Below are 20984 nucleotides of genomic sequence, written 5' to 3' on the forward strand. Positions count from 1 at the left end.
GCCTTATTAACTTGACTACTCAGCACTTTAAATTCATCCAGCGCCGAGTGCCAAAAAATTTACAGGAATCAGCAGCAATATTAGCTGCTAGTCTCAGTGCATCAGTAAAGCTTTCTCTTAAAATGTAATGACAAAAAGCACCGTGGAAAATATCTCCAGCCCCTAAAGTATCAACCGCTTGAATCTGCGGTACATCTACGATACCAGTTTTAGTGCAACTCAAGTATTCAATTGGTTTTTTTCCGTGGGTAATAACTATGTGAGGAATGTCAAATCCGCCGAGATAGGTAAAAACGTCTTCTCCAGTCTGGCAGTTGGGGGGATAAAAATTAGCTGAACAAATGGCGTAATTTACAAAAGGCAGAATTTGCTCAAATCCAGGTTTCCAACTTCCACCATCAATTACTACTGGGATATTCTTGACTTTAGCCATTTGGGCTATGGCATAACTAACCGCCATTTGATGTCCATCAATCAGTACTATATCGACATTTTGCAAAATATCTGGCGGGATAGATGCGCTGTTGGCTTGAGTTTTGACAGCATTGATGGAAATTACAGCTCGTTCACCCGTGGCTTGGGTGACAATGATTGAGGAGATGGGCGGTGCTAAATCAGTGGTAGGCTCAAGGTCTGCGATCGCAACTTTGTAATTTGCCAAATCACCCCGAATTAGCTGTGTCATTGGGTGAGAACCCACTACACCCAAGACTGTAGCCTGATTTCCTAAATGGCTGAAAGTGACAGCTGCGTTTGTAGCTGGCCCCCCTGCTGCCACAGTATAGTCAGTAGCGACAATCTTCTGATTATTCTTAGGGGCAAAATCAGCAAGGTAAATCAAATCTAAGGTTACTAAACCTACAAATAACCCACGATCCGATTTTGGATTTTGGATTTTGGATTTTAGATTATCCATTTGTCATATATGTTCGTATTGGTGCATAAATTCTTATTTTTAATTCTTGTACAGACGCGATGAATCGCGTCTCTCTTGTACAGACGCGATTTATCGCGTCTCTCCTGTCTCTCCTGCACAGACGCGATGAATCGCGTCTCTACAAAGCACAGACGCGATGAATCGCGTCTCTACAAAACATAGACGCGATGAATCGCGTCTCTACAAATTCCTAACTCCTAACTCATGCAAACCGATCCAAAACCAGGAACACTTTACATTGTCGGCACACCAATTGGCAATCTGGAAGATATAACCTTTCGGGCGGTGCGAATTTTACAGACTGTAGATATCATTGCTGCGGAAGATACCCGTCACACAGGGAAATTATTACAGCATTTTCAAGTTAAGACTCCCCAGGTAAGTTACCACGAACACAATCGTACCAGCCGCATCCCAGAATTATTAGAGCATTTAGTTAATAATAAAGCGATCGCTCTGGTGAGTGATGCTGGAATGCCAGGTATTTCCGATCCTGGATATGAACTGGTGAAAGCCTGTATTGAGGCGGGAATTGCAGTAGTTCCCATTCCTGGGGCTAGTGCAGCAATTACGGCATTGAGTGCAGCTGGATTACCAACGGATCGGTTTGTCTTTGAAGGCTTTCTCCCATCTAAAAGTCAACAGAGACAAGAACATTTAGAATCTCTGCAAACAGAATCTCGTACATTGGTTTTCTATGAATCGCCGCACCGTTTGCGAGATACTTTACAAGACTTAGCTCTTGTTTGGGGAAGCGATCGCCAAATTGTGCTAGGGCGGGAGTTAACTAAATTGTATGAAGAATTTTGGCGGGGGACAATTGCCGAAGCGATCGCTCACTACAGCCAACGAGAACCCCAAGGTGAATATACATTAGTAGTGGCAGGAATTACAGCCAGTCAGCCCCAACTGACAGAAGAGGAATTGAAAGCCGAATTGAAGCAGTTAATTAGTCAGGGGATATCGCGATCGCAAGCTAGCCGTCAGTTAGCCAAATTTACCTCCCTTCCCCGTCGCCAACTTTATCAACTAGCTCTTTCTATAGTTCTCACTCCTGAGTTGTGAGCAACTAGTACCGCTTTTGTAGAATCACAATATTTGTTTGCAAAAAAGACAAAGGAGTGAATATGCAAATGGTATCTAAAGATTTTTGATATTAGTTCTCTAGATAGATCAGAAATTTTGCAGGAAAACTTTAATATTAAATAGTCAAAAGCAAACAAATTAAGATTCTCAACCAAGGAGAAATTCAATGGGTAACATTATTGCTTGGCTAGTTTTAGGTTTAATTGCAGGTGCATTAGCTAAGTTATTTTATCCAGGAACCCAAGGTGGTGGTATTGTCTCCACCATTATATTAGGAATACTTGGAGCAGTAGTCGGGGGTTATTTGGGTCAAGTCTTACTGGGAAGTGGTTCGGCAGCCGCAGCATCTGCTGGAGCTTTCTCCCTTGGAAGCATTTTATTTGCTGTTCTTGGTGCTATGCTACTGATTTTCCTTTGGGGTTTACTGACTCGCCGAGCTGTGTAATTACCTCATATCAGTCAACACTCTTGGGAATTGCTTTAAGCTGCAACAAACCGATAAAATGACATTAGAAAAAGAGCGAACAACTATAGGAGTTTTCGCTAGCTCTTCCGATATACAATTGGTAGTTCAGGAACTAAAAGCTTCTAATTTTCCCATGCACAAAGTTTCTGTAATTGCACGGGATGCAGAAGAAGAAAGCGATATTGCTAGTGTTGAAGTTAAAGATCGCACTGGCAATAATACATCATCAGAAGTTGCTGAAGCCTTTACAAGTGGTGCTTTGGGTGGTGTCACTGGCTTATTAGTCGGTTTAGTCCTCTGGGTAATTCCTAGTATAGGACGAGTCATTCTAGCCGGATCGGAAGCAACAGCGATCGCTCTTACTTTAACAGGTGGTGCAATTAATCCAACCGCAAGTGATTTGCATGGTGTGCTGCTAGGTTTAGAAATTCCTAAAGAGCAAGCACAGGGTTACAGCGATCTAATTTGCAAAGGTTACTATTTGGTGATAGTAACCGGCATAGATATAGAGATTCGTCTTGCTAAAAGAATTTTTAATCGCGGTGATATTCAACAGTGGAGCATTTATGAGCCATACTTAACCCCAAATAGTCGCTATAAAAATGCAGTTGGTGTTTTTTCTACGCGCCAAGATACAGAAAAAGCACTTACCGAACTAAAAATTGCTGGCTTTCCTATGGCTCAAGTCTCGGTGATTGCTAAGGATACAAACATACTGAATGGTATTACTGAGGTAGATATCAGCAGTTTCAAAGATAACTACACTACTTTAGGAATTTCTGAGGATCTAGCCAAATATTATGAACATCAAGTGAACCTTGGTAACTACTTATTAGTCGTAAATAGTACTGATATCTACATAGCAGGTGCAAGAGCTATTTTAGAGAGTAACAAAATTCAACATTTTTCTATCTATAGCCCATCTGTAGTTAATGCGACTAGAAGCGATCGCGAAGTTTTTAGTCAATAGGGTTGGGTTAATACTTGATTCTCCTTAAAAAGGCTTCTGCGATGGGATTTACTTCTAAGAGATTTGACATCATACCGTAATTGTACATATCCCCGATAATTTTTAGGAAAGTATATTGTTTGTCAAAAAAATTAGATAATCATCTAAATATAAGTTTTTTTATAAAAGCTTAAGCTTACACCAAAATAAATGCTTTTAGAAGATTATCTCGTTATCTCGTTCCCAGTCTCCGACTGGGAATGCCTATTAGGAGGCTCCGCCTAGGCTGTTGACTTTGTGGGTTTTTGAGCGATATTTCTCATACAATAACTATGTCGCCTTTTCTAGAGGAGTTAAAAGCTAATGGAATTCAAAAGTCCAACCAGCAGATTAGCCCGTTTATTTCGTGTAGGTCGAGATAATTGGAAACAAAGAGCTTTAGAAAAACAGAAAAAACTCAGAGCTTTAGAAATAAAAGTAAGAGATTTATCAGCGTCACGAGAGTATTGGAAAAGCCGTGCGATCGCTGCTGAACAAGGAGTAACTAAAGAGAGTAGGGAGGTGTTCGCAGAGGAAAAAAAGATGAATATAGACTTAATAAAGTCTAATTTAGAAACAAGTAGCAAAATCGAAGATTTGAATGCTAAAAATCATCACTATACAGTTGATATAGTAATGATAAGTATACAACTTTTAATTAAATGTGGCATCAGTTTTAGAGGAATAGAAAAAACTCTAGAGTTATTTAATAACTTAGAAGAGAAAACTCCCAGTTTTACTTGTATAAGGAAATGGCTAGGTCGGATTGGATTATCCGAACTTAATCGTGAAAAAGAATATCGAAGCGATTGGATATTTATTGTCGATTTTACATTGGAATTAGGAAAACAAAAAGCTCTTGTAGTTTTAGGTGTTTCACAACAACATCTGGTTGAAGAAATTATTCCTTATGGACGAGGAGTTTCTCACGGAGACGTAGAGCTTTTAGGGTTAGAAATAATGTCATCGACAACAGGAGAAATTATCAAGCAGAAACTGGATGAAATTAGCTTACGGGTTGGTAAACCAATACAAATAGTGGCTGATCACGGTAGTGACCTGTCTCGGGGAATAAAGCTTTATAAACAGGAGAATGAAGACTTAATTTATACTCATGATGTAACTCATGCAATGGCTTTACTTTTAAAATATGAGTTAGATTCTGATGATAAATATCAGTTATTTATCCAAAAGTGTAACAGATGCAGGCAACAGTTACAACAAACTGAATTATCTTTTTTATCTCCACCCACACAACGTTCCCAGTGTCGCTATTTTAATATTGAAAGGCTCACTGAATGGGGTCTAAAGTTGTTGAGTTCACAATTAGATACTTTGGTTGAATTGGTTAAAGATATCGACCCAAGCGTGATTAAGAAGAAATTAATAGATAAATTAGGATGGTTAGTTGATTATCAATCAGAACTAGTTCGTTGGCATCAAATGACTGTGCTTACTAGGACTCTTGAAACTCAATTAAAAAAATTAGGAATTAATCAGCAGTCTCTCACTAATTTTGAGAAAAACCAGTTTGAAGTCGATAGTGAGCTATTAAATTTTCAGCAACATATTTGTGATTACGTGGTCATTCAAAGTTCTCACATCAAGGACGAAAAAACTTTTTTAGCAACTTCTGATGTGATTGAATCGCTGTTTGGAAAATATAAGCAATTTTCTGCACGTTGTCCATTTAAGGAGATGGGTCAGATGTTGCTAACAATTTGTTTATCTACCATGAATTTAACAAATACAATTGTTAAAAATGCGCTGGAAGCAATTAGTTTTGCTGATGTTGAAGCATGGTTGGCTGAAGTTTTTGGTCAATCTATGCTCTCGAAAAGAAAAACCCTATTCTCGGAGTTCGTTGACGACACAAAAACTGCATGAGCGAAAAACGCCTAAAAAGGCACAAAGTCAACAGCCTAGGCTCCGCCTCCCTTACTGGCGGCAGAGCCACCAGGATCCAATACTGCTCGGATAAGCAGGGGAGGCAGGGGAAGCTCTTGAGGCAGGGGAGGCAAAAACTCAACGCCAGCCTCCATTTCTCCCCCAGCTATTGAACAGCTTGCCTCAACCAAGAAATTCCTTAACCGAGCAGTATTGCACCAGGATCTGCATTTCCAGCCAGAGGCTGGAAACGAGATTTTAAGCATTATAAGAAAATATTCAGCGATCCTGAAATTACTTAATTAATATCCTCAAATCACTTTTATGCTCAAAAGATTATTTGAAGCTGGAATTTAACCTGAAACAGGCTCATATTGAGGTAAGATAATATATAATTATATATTATGTTGATATTTTAAAAAAAGCCTAAAATATAATAAATTTATCTATATATAGCGGTTATCGATTGGATGAGAACACCAAAGTCCTTGCTGTCAAATCATTCCAGCATTTTTTTTGTATCTCACTGAACTGCACACCGCTATATTAAAACGCAATTAATATTATTTGGTGTGCAAAAATTAAACATATACGATGTGAGTAAATCTTCTAAATTTGCATAGACAAAACATAATCTAAATAGTGGCAAAAATAGAAATTATTTGAATATCTGCCTGGAACAATGTTGAAAAGTTTGAAGATTGGAACAAAAATTGGAATTAGTTTTGCCCTGAGTTTGGCAACTTTGACCACTATTGGTCTAATCTCCTACCAAAGCACCAATGATCTAATTGAAACTTCGGCTAAAGAAAGCCATACCTACCAGGTGTTGAGTCAGCTTGAAGACCTCAGTTTGCAACTGACAAATGCCGAGACTGGGCAACGCGGTTACATTATTACTGGAGAACAGCGCTATTTAGAACCTTATAACGCTGCCATTGAAGTACTGAATCAAAAAGTCAAGGAACTTCAAAGGTTAACAGCAGATAACCCTAACCAACAAAATCGGCTTGATACTTTGCAGCCATTACTAACCGAGAGAATGGCTGTAATGAAAGATGTCATAGAGCTACGGCAAAGCCAAGGCTTAGAAGCTTCCCAAAAAGCTGTCCTGACAGACCAGGGTAAGCAGCTGATGGATAATATCCAGAAAGTTATTCAGGCGATGAAAAATGAGGAGAATGCACTGCTGAAACAGCGCTCTCAGAAGGCACAAGCAGCCGCTCGGCAAACGATCGCCACCATTGTATAGTATTCCCTTATTTTCTTTAATCTTAGCTTTGATCGGATTTATCCTGACCAGACATATCTCAGTACCTCTGAAGCGAGTTTCTGATTTAGCAGAAAAAATGGCAGATGGGGATTTATTGGTGAGTTTACCAGATAGCGATCGCCACGATGAAATTGGTGTGTTGACGCGTACCTTTAACCAGATGATCGTTAATCTGCGAAACACAACTCAAAAAAATGACGAGCAAAATTGGCTAAAGTCTAACTTGGCTGAATTTACCCAAATGCTCCAAGGGCATCGAAATCTAGAAAGTGCGTCTCGTCTAATATTGTCGAATCTAGCACCACTGGTTGGGGCATCGCAGGGCGTTTTTTATTTCATGGACTCAATCGACGAGCCTGTACTAAAGTTATTGAGTAGTTATGCTTACAAAGAACGGAAAAATCTGGCAAACCAGTTTCGTTTGGGTGAGGGATTGGTGGGACAATGCGCCTTAGAAAAACAAAGAATCCTCCTCACGCAAGTTCCTAGTGATTATATCCGCATCAGTTCCGGCTTGGGAGAAGCTCCACCGCTAAATATTATTGTCTTGCCTATACTGTTTGAAACACAGGTGAATGCTGTAATTGAACTGGCATCATTTGGGCCTTTCAGCCATCTGCATCTGACATTTTTAGAGCAATTGAGTGAAATTCTGGGTGTATTTTTAAATAATATCGCCTCACAATTGCAAACCCAGCAACTACTTGAAGAGTCTGTTGCTTTAACAGAAGAACTGCAAAACCAGCAAGAAGAACTACAGCAGAGCAATCAACGCCTAGAAGAACAGGCGCAGGAGTTGGAAGAATCGCAATTTCTTGTCAAGCAGTCTAACGAGGAATTACAGCAACTAAATGAGGAGCTAGAAGAAAAGGCAGAATTGTTAGAAGTTCAAAATCAGGAAGTTGCCCGCAAAAACCAGGAAGTTGAGCAAGCGAGGCAGTCTTTAGAAGAAAAAGCTGAACAACTGGAGTTGTCTTCCAAATACAAGTCAGAATTTCTGGCGAATATGTCCCACGAGTTACGGACACCATTAAATAGCCTGTTAATTTTAGCAAGGTTGCTATCAGATAACTCCCTGAACAACTTGACCGATAAACAGGTAGAGTACAGCCGGACTATCTACTCGGCTGGGACTGATTTGTTGGAATTGATCAATGACATTCTAGACTTGGCAAAAATTGAGTCGGGTACTATGTCGCTCGATATTGAGCAAATTGCTCTTGCAGATTTGGAGACATCTTTAGAGCAGACTTTTCGGCAAGTTGCCCACAATAAAGAACTCAGCTTTACTATTGAACGAGATGAAAAATTACCACCGACAATTTATAACGACTCCAAACGTCTGCAACAAGTGCTGAAAAATCTCCTCGCTAATGCCTTTAAATTTACTGAACAAGGAGGAGTGAAGTTACAAATTGGCATATCTTCTGAGACAGGCGAAGTTGATAATCCGATGATTGCTTTTGCAGTTAGCGACACGGGTATAGGCATTCCAGAGGAGAAGCAAAAGATTATTTTCGAGGCATTTCAGCAGGCAGATGGCACAACCAGCCGCAAGTACGGCGGAACAGGCTTAGGCTTGTCCATTAGCCGCGAATTGGCTCAACTGTTGGGCGGAAGAATTGAACTAATCAGCCAACCAGGACAGGGAAGCACCTTCACCCTCTACTTGCCCAGGCGACATGAAGGGAAGGATAAAAATCCTCTCACTCCACCACCTTCAAAGCCAATCACCTCTATTCGCGCAGCATCGACCATAAAAGAAGTGCCAATAGTCGAAAACAGGCCCACAACTCAAGACATCTCTCCATCAGCGAAAGTCCTTCCCACCTTTGCCAACGATATTCCAGATGACCGGGAAATCATTCAACCGGGCGATCGCATTTTACTAATTATCGAAGATGATGATAAATTTGCCCGCATCCTACTAGATATGGCCCGTGAGCAGGGCTTTAAAACCATTGTTGCCTTACAGAGCAAACAAGGTCTAGCATTAGCGCAACAGTTTAAGCCCGATGCAATCATGCTAGATATCCACATGCCAGAGATGGATGGGTGGACGGTGCTAGATCGTCTGAAACATAAACCAGACACCAGACACATACCAGTACATATACTTTCTGTTGATGAAAGACAGCAACGGGGATTACAGCTAGGAGCGATTACCTATCTGCAAAAACCTGTTTCTCCAGAAGCGCTAACTCAAGTATTGACAGAAATTAAAAGCTTTATTGAGCGTCAGGTAAAAAATCTTTTAATCGTAGAAGATGATCCCGTACAAGCCCAAAGTATTATCGAACTGATCGGTAATGGCGATGTTCAGAGTACAGCAGTGGGGACGGGAGCAGGAGCTTTGTCGATTTTGCGATCGCATCACTTTGATTGTATGGTACTGGATCTTGGCCTGCCCGATATGAGCGGCTTTACACTAATTGAGCAAATAAAGCAAGAACCCAGGCTTTTAAAACTGCCAATCATCGTTTACACCGGCAAAGAACTCAGCCGACAAGAAGAAACCCAACTCCGGGGACTAGCAGAGACAATTATCATTAAAAATGTGCGATCGCCAGAGCGGTTGTTAGATGAAACTGCCTTGTTTTTGCATCGGGTGCAAGCAAATTTGCCCCCACCAAAGCAGCAAATGCTAGAGCAACTACACCAAAATGACCCAGTGCTGGCTAATCGGACAATTTTGATTGTGGATGATGACCTAAGAAATATTTTTGCCCTCACCAGCTTTTTAGAAAGCTATCAAATGCAAGTGCTGTTTGCCGAAAATGGCAGAGATGGTATAGAGAGACTGCAAACTAATCCTGAGATTAATATAGTTTTGATGGATATTATGATGCCGGAAATGGATGGTTACGAAACCACCCGCGCCATCCGCCAGCAACAACAGTTTCGCTCATTACCAATAATTGCTTTAACTGCTAAAGCTATGCCAGGCGATCGCGAAAAATGCATCGAAGCTGGAGCCTCTGACTACATCACCAAACCTGTAGATACAGAGCAGTTGCTTTCACTACTCCGAGTTTGGCTATATCGGTAATACCATTTCTTTGTGAGGCTGCGCCAAACCCTTTTAACTTCTTTCTTTCTTTCTTTCTTTCTTTCTTTCTTTCTTTCTTTCTTTGTGTCCTTTGCGCCCTACCCTGCGGGAAGCCGCTCCGCGTCTATGCGGTTCGTTTCTCTTTTTTCTTTGTTCTACTTATACCAATTCAATTAATGATTGCAACACATCCTTGGGTAAAGACGCGATGAATCGAGACGCGATGAATCGAGACGCGATGAATGGTCTATTTGTCGCATTCTTTTTTCCAATTGGTATTAAATATGGTTTAGCGCATCTTCATACAGAATTGGTATAGCAGTCCTAAATCATTCGTGAACAATAAGATCCCCGATTTCGTAAAAGTTGTCGGGGATCTGAGCCTCTGGATTTTCACAACTCATTTGGGATTGCTATATAAGGCAATACAGTTCAGATAAGACCAAAACACTTGTAGAGACGGCGATTTATCGCGTCTCAAAACCCACGATTTTGTAGAAGTAGCGCTTAACCCAAGCGTATTGCTATATAAGGGAGTAGGGGAAGAAAAAAGGCAGAAAGCCCCCGAATAAATCCAGGGGCTTGGATAATTCTGATTGCGTAGGCGTAGCCCGTCGTAGACATCGCCTACGACGCGCGGGTACGCGATCGCATCTGCGGTAAATGCACTCTAAAATACTTAATTAATTACGGTGATTATTGCTGTAGTGAACCCTTGTACCAGCCCAAAGCAACTTCTCCCGTAGCGTTTGATAGTAGGAATTGTTCTCGCGCAAAATAATAAATTTAGCCCGACAATCTGCCATCCGCACATCAACGCGGTGTCCCGGCCAAATAGAAGTCCCCAAAACCCCATCTGTCCACAGCTTGGTACTCAAATCGTAATCCCCCAAAGGCCAAATACTTACCACAGAACCAGGGGGTAAAACGAGGGGACGACTAGAAAGGCTCATTGCACAAATGGGAGTGATCGTAATCGCCTCCATACCATCATGCATAATTGGCCCATTAGCAGAAACAGTGTAACCAGTGGAACCTGTGGGAGTAGAAATAATCAACCCGTCCCCGACATACTGATCGACTACCTCACCGTCAATTTCCATTTCCAGAATTGAAGTAATCATCCGGTCTGCGGAGGCGGGTTTGACACAAAACTCATTCAGAGCCAGATAATGCTCACTAACTGGTTCTAAATTAGACCCGTGACCCTCATACACAGCAGCTTGTAACATCATCCGCCGTTGGATAGCATAGCGATCCTCAAACAGTCGATCCCAAACTTTCTCAGTATCTTGAAACTCTTCCACTGACTCAGTTAAAAACCCCAGATGGCCTCCCACATTCACTCCCAGAATCGGGATGCCAGCTGGGGCTAAATGTCTGGCACCAGTTAAAACAGTACCATCGCCACCGAGTACCAAGGCGAGATCAATTGGTTGAGCCGCCGAAGCCAAAAAGACAGGATAGGGGTTGTCTTTCGGCCCGCTTGGCCCCATCAACACCTGGCACTCGCGGCTTTCTAGTTGTTTAGCACAGAGTTCTGCCCATTGTTTACTCCGGGCATCCCGCGCTTTATAAGCAATGATTACCTGCTTGAGTTGCACGCACAATTACCACTTCAGGAGATTAAACTGCTCCATATCGACGGTATCACGGTTGCGATAAATGGCAAGCACGATCGCTAAACCTACCGCCGCCTCGGCTGCGGCCACGGTAATCACAAATACTGTGAAAACCTGACCCTTAATTAATGTTGAGTCGAGGAAGTTGGAAAATGCCATTAAATTCAGATTAACAGCATTGAGCAGTAACTCAATTGACATCAGTACCCGCACAGCATTGCGGCTGGTAATTAAACCGTAGATGCCGATACAGAATAAAGCTGCTGCTAGTAATAAAAAGTACTGGAGTTGCATGAATCTGAGTATCCCTCCTGAAAAAATCTGGCTGTTTATCTGCAAATGAAGTTGCAAATATTACTCTTTTGTTTCGCTGGTTGTTGATACTAGTTCTCTGGGGCGTTCTTGCAAAGTCAAAACAGTTTGCCCCAGTTTGGATGGTGTCAATAGGTCTGGCAAATACTCGCGGCGTGCCAAAATAATCGCTCCTACCATTGCTATCAGCAGCAAAATGGAAGCCAATTCAAAAGGTAGTAAAAAGTCAGTGAAGAAATGTTCTCCAATTAAAACTATAGAACTTTCGCCACCTGCCACAGGAGAAGCTGAGTAAGCCCAAGGAGTAGCCAGCACCATCGTACTTAGAAGACCGAACAATCCGACACTAACTATACCTGTTAGTACTTTCCGCACCCAAGAGTTGGGAAATGCTACAAAATCTTCCCGCTTGTTCACCAACATAATGGCAAACAAAATCAACACGTTAACCGCCCCAACGTAAATTAGTATTTGTGCAGCTGCAACAAAATCAGCATTTAGCAACAGGTAGATTCCCGCTATGCTGATGAACACACCCCCCAGCAAAAAGGCAGAATAGACAATGTTGGAGAACAGCACCACACCAATGGCCGCCCCAATCATCATCACGCCTAGTATGCCAAGCGATACAAACTGTACTCCTTCCGCTAGATTCACTGTTTTTTGTCCTTAGTCATTAGTCATTGGTCATTAGTCATTGGTCATTGGTCATTGGTCATTGGTCATTAGTCATTGGTCAAATAACAAAGGACAAAGGACAAATGACAATGGACAAATGACAAATTACATTTATTTTTCCGTTTGTTCTACCAGGTCTTCTGGACGCGCACCAGGACGCGGTGCATCTGCGGGCAGTCCATGTGGTTCGAGAACGCCCTTGGGTAGGTAAACTAGTTCACGCAGTGGTGTAACCATTGGGTCATCTGTTACCTTGTAGGGTAGACGACCTAGCGCTACGCTGTCATAGTTCAATTCATGGCGATCGTAAGTGGAAAGTTCATACTCTTCTGTCATTGATAGACAGTTAGTGGGGCAAAATTCCACACAATTACCGCAAAAGATACAAACTCCAAAGTCAATGCTGTAGTGGTTGAGTTTTTTCTTTTTGCTGGCTTTGTCGTATTCCCAATCTACTACAGGCAGGTTAATTGGACAAACGCGAACGCAAACCTCGCAGGCGATACACTTATCAAATTCAAAGTGAATTCTACCGCGAAACCGTTCGCCAGGAATCAGTTTTTCGTAAGGGTACTGTACGGTAATGGGACGCCGCCGCATGTGGTCAAAGGTAACAGAAAGTCCCTGACCAATGTAACGCGCAGCTTGTACTGTTTCTTTGGCGTAATCACCAACTTGTTTCAGGAACTTTAGCATTGTGTTTCACTCTCTCTTTATTTGTCCCTTGTCCCTTGTCATTTGTCCTTGGTCATTAGTACAAATGACTAATGACTAACGACTAATGACTAACCCCCGAAGGCGAAGGGAAAGGCTAGTTTTAGGGCGGCGGTTAATAGGAGATTAACCAAGCCAACTGGCAACAAAAACTTCCATCCTAAATCTAACAGTTGGTCAATCCGTACCCGTGGCACTGTCCAGCGCAACAGGATGGCGACAAACACTAGCAAATAGGCTTTGAACACGGTCATGGTGATGCCCAAAGCAGCAGTTACTATCTGGAACACGGGATTTAGTTCACTGACTCCCAACCAACCAGCGATCAGGTTGAGGGGAATGGGAAAGTCCCAACCGCCCAGGTAGAGAATTGCTACTAGTAGGGAAGAAAGAATCAAGTTAACGTAAGAACCCAGGTAGAAAAGACCGAATTTCATACCTGAGTATTCAGTCTGATAGCCTGCGACGATTTCTTCTTCCGCTTCGGGTAAGTCAAAGGGTAATCGTTCGCATTCAGCTAGGGCGGCTATCCAAAAGATCAGAAAACCGATTGGTTGTCGCCAAATATTCCAGCCCAGAATGCCGTAGCCAGACTGTTGATTGACAATATCAACGGTGTCGAGGCTGTTAGACATCATAGCGATCGCTAACACCGCCAGCGCCAAAGGAATTTCATAGCTAATAGATTGCGCTGCTGCCCGCAACCCCCCTAAGAGGGAGTATTTATTATTAGATGCGTAGCCAGCCATTAACAAACCAATGGGTTGAATGCTTGACAAGGCAATCCACAAGAATACGCCCATGCCGACATTGCTAATTACGATGTTCTGCCCAAAGGGGACGATCAGGAATGACAGAAACACCGGAATCACAACAATAATTGGCCCAAGGGTAAACAGCCAGGGGTCAGATTTGGCTGGTACTATATCTTCTTTAAATACCAACTTCAAGCCATCCGCTACAGGTACCAGCAACCCAAAAGGCCCCTGGTATTCTGGCCCAATTCGCTGTTGTGCGGCGGCGGAAATTTTTCGTTCTAGCCAAGTAGCAACTAATACCCCCACTGTTGCCCCAATCAGCATCAGTATCATTGGCAGTGGCATCCAAATTGCTTTGGCTGTTCCTGCTGGTAAACCTAAATCCCGGAGGGATTCAATAAAAGTTCCTTGGAGGTCAATTCCTGAGTTCATGTTTCCGCTCTTTAAGACATCGAGTCATAGTGAATTACAACTATTAGTTGAATTAATACCTGTAAATTCACTTATTTTTGATTTTTGCCCAGATGACGCTTGATTGAAAATTTGTTGCTAATTCCCATGCCTAGTATATCCTTGGATGGTTTTAGCCCTCTGAAGCGAGATGAGAACTTCTACTTATGGTTGGCATTGAGATTGGCTATTGAGGAGACTGGGGACTGGGGACTGGGGACTGGGAGAATAAACAATGCCCCATGCCCCATGCCCCATGCCCAATTACCGTTTGTCAATTGGGGTATAAGTAACTTCGTGCAGACCGTTGTAAACCTGGGTGGGACGGAAAATCCGGTTTTCTGCTAGTTGTTCTTTCCAGTGGGCTAGCCAACCGGCAACGCGAGCGATCGCAAATATTGGCGTAAACAAGTCTGTGGGAATCCCCATCTTTCTATACACCAAACCGGAGTAAAAGTCAATGTTGGGATAAATCCCTTTGCTACCGAGTTTTTCCTCTACCACGCGTTCCATTTCTAGGGCAATATCATAGAACTTGTCATGCCCAAACTTCTCAAACAGCTGCTCTGCTAGCCCTTGTAAGATTATGGCTCGTGGGTCTTTGACTTTATACACACGATGTCCAAAGCCCATAATCTTAGATTTAGTTTGCAGACAATGGTCTATGTAGGGACGGACATTTTCTACAGAGCCAATTTTTTCCAACATCTGAATTACTTCTTCATTGGCTCCACCATGCAGGGGCCCACCCAAAGTTCCCACAGCACTAGCAACCACAGCGTAAGGATCAGTTAAGGTGGAAGCTGTCACCCTGGCACTGAAAGTGGAAGCATTCATTGTATGCTCAACTTGAAGTATCAAGCAGATATCAAAAACTCGCGCCATCAAAGGATCGGGTTCTTTCTCGTCAAGCATGTATAGAAAGTTGGCGGAGTAGTCTAAGTCATCACGGGGACGTACCGGGTCATTGCCTTTTCGCATCAGTTGGAAAGCAGCTACCATCGTGGGAATGGTTGCTATCAGGCGCACCACTGAATCCCGAATGTAGGCAGGATTATGTAAATCACGGAGCGAATAAAACAAGCCTAAAGCAGCAGCAGAGGCTTGCAGCGCATCCATTGGGTGACCGCTTTCAGGAAAGCATTTCATCATGTCCCGAATGCGGTATTTTATCCGCCGATGGTAACGAACTTCATGCTCAAATGTTTCCAGTTCTTCTTTGCTTGGCAGTTCGCCCCAGATTAAGAGATAAGCAGTTTCTAGGAATGTACTTTTTTCTGCTAGTTCCTCAATCCGAATGCCACGATATTCTAATATTCCCTTTTGCCCATCAACATAGCTGATACTTGATTGAGCGGCGGGAATGCCTTCTAAACCAGGCTTGTATTCGCACACCATCATGGCACCACCATTTGCTTTGTGAAATATCTGATCAAGCTAACTTACCAGAAATTATTGTCGCCATAACAGTAGCCCTTCTAACAACAATTGGAAATGTTGAAAAACTGTTATAGCAGGTACTTGGGTGATGTCAACCAAAACATCTGACTCCGACCCAGAGGAGAACCTGTTTCTGGTAGTTTTATCCCAATCATACCTGCTTTTTTCAAGACTAAGCTTTCTTTGACTTCCCCCGATATGAGAATTTCTGCCCAATTGGTCAAATCAGGTTCGTGTCCAACCAGCGCCAGTTGGGTATTTTGGGAATAATTTCTTGGTTCTAACCAGTCTTTTAGCCAACTAGAAATTTCACCATCGTGGGCGAGGTGGCTAGATTCCTCTAATTGGGAGCTTAGTTTTTCTGCTATGAGGATATCAGCCGTTTGGCGGGCCCGCACTAAGGGGCTGGTGAGAATTAAATCAAAGTTTAAACCTAATTTAACAAGCTTTTGGGCAACTTTCTCAGTTTTTTGGCTTCCTTCTTTGGTAAGGCTGCGCTCCTCATCTTTGATGCCTAAATCTTTATCTTCGGCGATGCCATGACGAATTAAATATAGTTCCATACTTTGATTTTTGTTAGCGTAGCGGGGTGTAGCCCGTGCTTAGTTAGGATTTACGTCTGGTCTAATCTTAATCTTAATCATTATTACGTATTCGTTGATCTGCGATCTGTCCGGTGCAACGCTGCGTTAAGTGTTCTAACGTGTTACAGATATGGCAACAGGTTTAAACCTTGAATAAATCTGTAATCCCGTTGGTTTTTTGTGATAAACGGGTAATTCCACACTATTGCTGTAGCTGCAATGAGACTATCAGCAATGGCCAAATTATGACTGAGCCGATAAGACCGCAATAAATCAACTGCTGTATCAGATACAGCCTGGTCAATCTTAATGATGTAAAACTGCTTGAGGAAATTTAAGAGTGTTTGTAGCTCTGCTTTGTTACGACAACCAACCATTAGTTCCATTTGTGTGATTATGCTAATTGCAAAGCCAGAACTCGCTTTCAGATTTTGCAAACACTTTACTGCTTCGATAACACCGCTACCTGCATCAATTAGAATATCAGTATCAACGATCGTTGAGTTAGTCATGTGAATTTGACCACTCATTTTCTCGAACACCACGCACCCAAGCAGTGCTATCAGCTAAATCTTGGCGATCGCTCCACATCCCAATAAAGCTATCATTGATCAAGTCAATATCAGATGACTGAGAGGCAGATTCAACATAATCCACATAATTTTCTGTCGGATTTTCTTCTTCTTCTTCTAGCTGGATTACACCTATTAAACTCTGAGTCCAGGAGTCAAGGTCGGTTAAAGGTTCTAAGGTTGGACTGTCAGTAATAGACGATAGGGTTTCTTGTTGAGCCACATCTTTTTCAATCTGTTTATCCCAGGCTACTGGATAGAATTCCGTAAACCAGGCACGAAATGCGGCGAGATCCTCTGGTGAAAGTTGACTAACATCGCATTCGACATTTATAAGCTGTTCGTTGTTTACGTTTAATTCTTTCTTTAGTTTCTCATTTCTTAAATCTCCATTTAATTCTAGTGCTGAAAGAAGGCTTTTCTGATTAATTAATTTTCTGTTTAATTCTTCTTGTTTATTTAATGATGCTGCATCGAATTCCCCAAACCAGGCACAAAAAGCAGCTAGAGCCTCTGATGAAAGTTGACTAATATCGTGTTTGAGTTTCCATTCCGCTAACAATTCACGAACCAAATTGTCAAAATTATGTACAACTGGCAAAGTTAGGTTTTCAATATATCCGTGAGCAAGACGATTACGAACTTCAAAACAAGCTTGAGCAAGGTCAAATTGAGAGATTGATAACTCTCCCAAAGAGTACAGATGTCTTAGTAATCCTATAACTCAAAAGGTATTATTTCCATTCCAAGCGCATATCTTGAGAAATTTTCACAGATAACTCCTCATCATATTGGGCATATCTACACTTATACAAAAATTCTACATGGTTATTCCTCAGCGTTAGGATAAAAGTCTAAGTCTAAAATTTCATCAACAGAAAACGGACAGGCGATCGCAAAGTTATCTTCTGATAAACTTGTTTCCACCATTGCCTCTCGCCGCGCTCTTTGATAAGTAGTATTAATCCACTCGGCATCATTTAAAAAACGCCGCAAGCTAGGACTTTCTTGCAGCAATTCATCTATATTCAGTCGCTCACGGGTAATGGTCAATCGCCAACTGTGACTACGACGTTCTGGTTGATACTTCCACTTCAACAAATGCGATAAGACTAACCGCAATGCACTTTGCAACGCTCGCTGTTGACTCTTTCCCAAGTCCACCACTTCCTCAATTAAGTGTTCTAAATCTAGCGTGTCCCACTGATGCGATTGCAAAAGCTCTGCTGTCTGCTCTACCCAAGCATAAAAATCTTGCTCATACAGAGTTTGTAAAATTTGGAGTTTTATAGACTTCATGGCGCTCCTTCTTCACAAATAAATAGGTAAACGCAAATTAATACCAATTCAATTAATGATTGCAATACATCCTTGGGTAAAGACGCGATGAATCGCGTCTCTACAAATGGTCTATTTGTCGCATTCGTTTTTCAAATTGGTATAACTTTGATTTCGTTGAGCTGTTGTCATAAAATCCAAATTCCCGACTTTTATCAAAAATCGGGAAGGGATGCTATCTGAACAAACACTTTGACTGCTGCATTAGTTAGGAGTTCTCCGCGTCTTTTTGAGTCCGCTCTACTCGGATTGAATCGGGTTATCTCTGGGATTAACTAACCTCAGCAGTTTTTGCTTAATTTGAGCGTCGAATACTTCCCATTTCATTTTCGCATAGGCGGAATTTTCGTTGCTGCCAGATAAGAAGCCCATTGGAATTTCAAAGCCGCCTGCGCTTGTTCTTCCACCGCCGAAAAAGCGCCCTGCACTATCTTGTCCAAAGGCTTCTTTAATGAATTCATCGGGGTCAAGAGTAAGTTTGCTGGTTCTCAGGGAACCAATGACTATTTCCAGTTCATCGTCTTCATCGTGAACAATGCCATAAACTACGGCGGTGTGGACGTTTTCTTCGGTGACGAGAAAATCAGCCGCTTGGGGGATGGCGTCACGGTCTTCGTAGCGTAAGTAACCAACTCCAGCGATGGAAAAGTTATTTTGGACGATGCGATTTTTTAGCGATCGCTCGATCACATCCATTACCCGCTTGGAACGATTCGCCTGTAAAATGGCGTTTAGCAGTTGAGCGTCATAAAATCGGCTTAAATACGCAGCTGCCATAAAGTCTTCTTCTTGCGCTTGCATTAACCGATTTGTATCCGATCGCAAGCCGTGCATCAAGGCAGTTGCACATTTAACGTGTTGATTTATGCTGCTATCTAATGCCAGTAATCCCGTTTGCAGGTATTGAGTAAAAATTGTTGCTGTCGCTCTTACATAAGGACGAATATCCTCAAACTCTGATTGCAGATCGCCTTGGATACTGTGATGGTCGATGAGGACTACTAGGGGAATTCCAGCCTGCTGCACGCCTGATAGTAGTTGTGAAGTGGTTCCCTGGTTATCAATTAATACAAAACCTTGATAACATGACAAATCCTTGGTTTTCAAGGTTTGCGGCGTCCAGCGTTGGATAGGTAAATTAGTCAACCTCACCAAGGCAATATTTTCTTGATGGCTTAATGCGCCAGCATAAATGATTTCACATTTGATATCATATTGCTGGGCAATTAACTGATAAGCCCAGGCACAGGAGAGGGCATCAGGATCAGGAAAATCTTGCAGAATTACGAGCTGGCGATCGTGTCGGTGTGCCAGAAGGGTTCTTTGCAGTTCTTCTGACTTTTGTTGTGCCAGGGAATTACCACGGTGACTGAGATATATAGCCCCGTCACCTACCGATGGCGGTAATGACGGAGTTTTAAATGAAACTTCTACTGGCGCTTTCTCTATTTCAGGTTCCTCTGGGTTTGGCTCTGTGGTCGATGACAAACTCTCAAACTGAGTAACGGGAGAATTCAAGTACATAGGGAACTTTTTTAAAGTGTGAGGCTCTTTTAATTCAGAAATACTACGATTAGCAATTCACTCAATTCAGCCACATTATTTTGATCTTCGCAAAAATGTCAGGACATTGCACTATACATCTAAGTATATTTTTTTCAGCCACAGCAGCGTTCAGCAATGGCCAATAACGAAGTAAATTCCACTAGACGGCTATAGGTGCTGCAAACAAGGAAGTTTAATATATAGGGCTGTACCTAGGGTGTTGACTTTGATGGAATTTCCCCATTTTTGGTTCATGCAACTTTTGTGTCCCTGTGAGCGCAAAGTCTATGTTAAATAAACTTTTGGCCAAATAGACACCAGATATTTTGCATGAATTTTGACCCCCTAAAAAGGTACAAAGTCAACAGCCTAGGCTGTACCTGACAGCATAAATCTGTTTGAGGAGCTTTTTTTGTGTTTAGTAAATTCAATTAGCGGGATTTTAATCTGACTTAGGGTATAATTTCTATCTGATACTTTAGGGTTAGTCCTTGATATTTTAAATAGTCTTATGCTCAATACTCTCATTATTGTGACTATTGAGCAATTAACAATTATTTTTAATGAACAGCAAGCCCCATACACAAATGTAGAGGCTTGAGCATTGAGGCATTGCGCGTGTTTACGAGACGCGATCGCATTCGTTACAACCAATATAGCTACCAATTTTTTAACGATTGATAACTAAAGCAACGCCGATATTTTTTCTTTCTCGTTGCTCCTTTGCTTTTTGCTCAAAGACCTATAACATACTTTTGCCACTCTGTATGCAGTCCACTCTTAAGATGTTTGCTGACCTCGAAATAGAGGCTGCTATAAGGTTGGCGGGGGGGATGACGTAAAGGCATGTGAGCTTCATGGGGAGTGCGACTACCTTTTTTAACATTGCAACGCACACAAGCGGTCACAATGTTCTCCCAGGTATCGCCCCCGCCGCGCGATCGCGGTATTACATGGTCTAGGGTCAACTCATCCCCTGTATAACCACAGTATTGACAGGCATGACCGTCACGGTGCAAGATATTTCGGCGAGTCAGAGGAATTTCTTTATAAGGAACACGCACGTAATGACGCAACCTGATCACGGTCGGTAACGGAAAATCCGAGTACAGGAATTTGCCGTTGTGTTCTACATGTTCTGCTTTGCCCTTAATTAACAGAACCACAGCACGACGCCAACTCGTTATATTGAGAGGTTCGTAAGATGCGTTTAAGACTAAAACCTTCCCCATTTATCTGCGCTCAGGGTGTTAGCTTTACATAAATGTTAACACAAATACACCCT

18 protein-coding genes and 1 pseudogene are annotated in these 20984 nt (G+C 42.2%); 6 read left to right on the plus strand and 13 right to left on the minus strand.

Translation table 11 applies throughout. The features are described 5' to 3' along the window. Positions 1-19: 19 nt before the first annotated feature. On the minus strand, positions 20-916 hold the full coding sequence (locus D1367_RS20460) for a sugar kinase (protein WP_118168002.1): 897 nt from the start codon (positions 914-916) through the stop codon (positions 20-22). A gap of 225 nt (positions 917-1141) precedes the next feature. On the opposite strand from D1367_RS20460, the gene rsmI reads away from it, so the two are divergent. From rsmI to D1367_RS31045, 6 genes and pseudogenes are all read left to right on the plus strand, one after another. Continuing rightward, the gene (gene rsmI / locus D1367_RS20465) at positions 1142-2002 is read left to right on the plus strand and encodes a 16S rRNA (cytidine(1402)-2'-O)-methyltransferase (protein ID WP_118168003.1); all 861 of its coding nucleotides are present in this window, start codon (positions 1142-1144) and stop codon (positions 2000-2002) included. Positions 2003-2189: 187 nt separating this feature from the next. Next, on the plus strand, positions 2190-2468 hold the full coding sequence (locus D1367_RS20470; RefSeq protein ID WP_118168004.1) for a GlsB/YeaQ/YmgE family stress response membrane protein: 279 nt from the start codon (positions 2190-2192) through the stop codon (positions 2466-2468). 58 nt (positions 2469-2526) lie between these two features. Next, the gene (locus D1367_RS20475) at positions 2527-3459 is read left to right on the plus strand and encodes a hypothetical protein (protein ID WP_118168005.1); all 933 of its coding nucleotides are present in this window, start codon (positions 2527-2529) and stop codon (positions 3457-3459) included. A 342-nt stretch (positions 3460-3801) separates the two neighbouring features. Beyond that, complete coding sequence (locus D1367_RS20485) at positions 3802-5364, plus strand: hypothetical protein (RefSeq protein WP_228674793.1); 1563 nt, start codon at positions 3802-3804, stop codon at positions 5362-5364. Between the two features lie 682 nt (positions 5365-6046). Further along, positions 6047-9686: pseudogene (locus tag D1367_RS20490) on the plus strand (response regulator). A 91-nt stretch (positions 9687-9777) separates the two neighbouring features. Continuing rightward, positions 9778-10005 (plus strand): hypothetical protein, encoded by a 228-nt coding sequence (locus tag D1367_RS31045; RefSeq protein ID WP_181984902.1) that lies wholly within the window; start codon positions 9778-9780, stop codon positions 10003-10005. Between the two features lie 364 nt (positions 10006-10369). Here D1367_RS31045 and D1367_RS20495 read toward each other — a convergent pair whose 3' ends face one another. The 12 genes from D1367_RS20495 to D1367_RS20550 all read right to left on the minus strand — a co-directional run bounded on the left by D1367_RS20495 (position 10370) and on the right by D1367_RS20550 (position 20931). Next, positions 10370-11290: an NAD(+) kinase gene (locus D1367_RS20495; RefSeq protein WP_118168006.1), complete on the minus strand. Its 921-nt coding sequence runs from the start codon at positions 11288-11290 to the stop codon at positions 10370-10372. 6 nt (positions 11291-11296) lie between these two features. Next, positions 11297-11602: an NADH-quinone oxidoreductase subunit NuoK gene (gene nuoK / locus D1367_RS20500; protein WP_006199065.1), complete on the minus strand. Its 306-nt coding sequence runs from the start codon at positions 11600-11602 to the stop codon at positions 11297-11299. A 60-nt stretch (positions 11603-11662) separates the two neighbouring features. After that, positions 11663-12277: an NADH-quinone oxidoreductase subunit J gene (locus tag D1367_RS20505; protein ID WP_118168007.1), complete on the minus strand. Its 615-nt coding sequence runs from the start codon at positions 12275-12277 to the stop codon at positions 11663-11665. Between the two features lie 132 nt (positions 12278-12409). Continuing rightward, on the minus strand, positions 12410-12994 hold the full coding sequence (gene ndhI / locus D1367_RS20510; protein WP_100898808.1) for an NAD(P)H-quinone oxidoreductase subunit I: 585 nt from the start codon (positions 12992-12994) through the stop codon (positions 12410-12412). An 89-nt stretch (positions 12995-13083) separates the two neighbouring features. Then, positions 13084-14202, minus strand: coding sequence for an NADH-quinone oxidoreductase subunit NuoH (nuoH, locus tag D1367_RS20515; RefSeq protein ID WP_118168008.1), 1119 nt, complete (start codon positions 14200-14202; stop codon positions 13084-13086). Positions 14203-14484: 282 nt separating this feature from the next. Further along, on the minus strand, positions 14485-15621 hold the full coding sequence (locus D1367_RS20520; protein ID WP_118168009.1) for a citrate synthase: 1137 nt from the start codon (positions 15619-15621) through the stop codon (positions 14485-14487). 107 nt (positions 15622-15728) lie between these two features. Next, the gene (gene sixA / locus D1367_RS20525) at positions 15729-16223 is read right to left on the minus strand and encodes a phosphohistidine phosphatase SixA (protein ID WP_118168010.1); all 495 of its coding nucleotides are present in this window, start codon (positions 16221-16223) and stop codon (positions 15729-15731) included. Between the two features lie 143 nt (positions 16224-16366). Next, the gene (locus D1367_RS20530) at positions 16367-16774 is read right to left on the minus strand and encodes a type II toxin-antitoxin system VapC family toxin (RefSeq protein ID WP_220450966.1); all 408 of its coding nucleotides are present in this window, start codon (positions 16772-16774) and stop codon (positions 16367-16369) included. After that, complete coding sequence (locus tag D1367_RS31845) at positions 16749-17510, minus strand: hypothetical protein (RefSeq protein ID WP_220450967.1); 762 nt, start codon at positions 17508-17510, stop codon at positions 16749-16751. Before D1367_RS31845 ends, D1367_RS20530 begins: the two co-directional genes overlap by 26 nt. 134 nt (positions 17511-17644) lie before the next feature. Further along, positions 17645-18115 carry a DUF29 domain-containing protein gene (locus D1367_RS20540; protein WP_118168011.1) on the minus strand — a complete coding sequence of 157 codons (471 nt, stop codon included), beginning with the start codon at positions 18113-18115 and terminating at the stop codon, positions 17645-17647. A gap of 279 nt (positions 18116-18394) precedes the next feature. Then, on the minus strand, positions 18395-19678 hold the full coding sequence (locus D1367_RS20545) for a DHH family phosphoesterase (protein ID WP_118168012.1): 1284 nt from the start codon (positions 19676-19678) through the stop codon (positions 18395-18397). A 755-nt stretch (positions 19679-20433) separates the two neighbouring features. Further along, positions 20434-20931: an HNH endonuclease gene (locus tag D1367_RS20550; protein ID WP_118168013.1), complete on the minus strand. Its 498-nt coding sequence runs from the start codon at positions 20929-20931 to the stop codon at positions 20434-20436. Between the last annotated feature and the right edge of the window lie 53 nt (positions 20932-20984).

Origin of the sequence: Nostoc sphaeroides (assembly GCF_003443655.1) — a bacterium.
Taxonomy (GTDB): domain Bacteria; phylum Cyanobacteriota; class Cyanobacteriia; order Cyanobacteriales; family Nostocaceae; genus Nostoc; species Nostoc sphaeroides.

Coding starts and splice junctions, on each gene's coding strand:
- D1367_RS20460 (WP_118168002.1), bottom strand. CDS start 916: ATGGATAATCTAAAATCCAAAATCCAAAATCCAAAATCGGATCGTGGG.
- rsmI (WP_118168003.1), top strand. CDS start 1,142: ATGCAAACCGATCCAAAACCAGGAACACTTTACATTGTCGGCACACCA.
- D1367_RS20470 (WP_118168004.1), top strand. CDS start 2,190: ATGGGTAACATTATTGCTTGGCTAGTTTTAGGTTTAATTGCAGGTGCA.
- D1367_RS20475 (WP_118168005.1), top strand. CDS start 2,527: ATGACATTAGAAAAAGAGCGAACAACTATAGGAGTTTTCGCTAGCTCT.
- D1367_RS20485 (WP_228674793.1), top strand. CDS start 3,802: ATGGAATTCAAAAGTCCAACCAGCAGATTAGCCCGTTTATTTCGTGTA.
- nuoK (WP_006199065.1), bottom strand. CDS start 11,602: ATGCAACTCCAGTACTTTTTATTACTAGCAGCAGCTTTATTCTGTATC.
- ndhI (WP_100898808.1), bottom strand. CDS start 12,994: ATGCTAAAGTTCCTGAAACAAGTTGGTGATTACGCCAAAGAAACAGTA.
- nuoH (WP_118168008.1), bottom strand. CDS start 14,202: ATGAACTCAGGAATTGACCTCCAAGGAACTTTTATTGAATCCCTCCGG.
- D1367_RS20520 (WP_118168009.1), bottom strand. CDS start 15,621: ATGATGGTGTGCGAATACAAGCCTGGTTTAGAAGGCATTCCCGCCGCT.
- sixA (WP_118168010.1), bottom strand. CDS start 16,223: ATGGAACTATATTTAATTCGTCATGGCATCGCCGAAGATAAAGATTTA.
- D1367_RS20530 (WP_220450966.1), bottom strand. CDS start 16,774: ATGAGTGGTCAAATTCACATGACTAACTCAACGATCGTTGATACTGAT.
- D1367_RS20540 (WP_118168011.1), bottom strand. CDS start 18,115: ATGAAGTCTATAAAACTCCAAATTTTACAAACTCTGTATGAGCAAGAT.
- D1367_RS20545 (WP_118168012.1), bottom strand. CDS start 19,678: ATGTACTTGAATTCTCCCGTTACTCAGTTTGAGAGTTTGTCATCGACC.
- D1367_RS20550 (WP_118168013.1), bottom strand. CDS start 20,931: ATGGGGAAGGTTTTAGTCTTAAACGCATCTTACGAACCTCTCAATATA.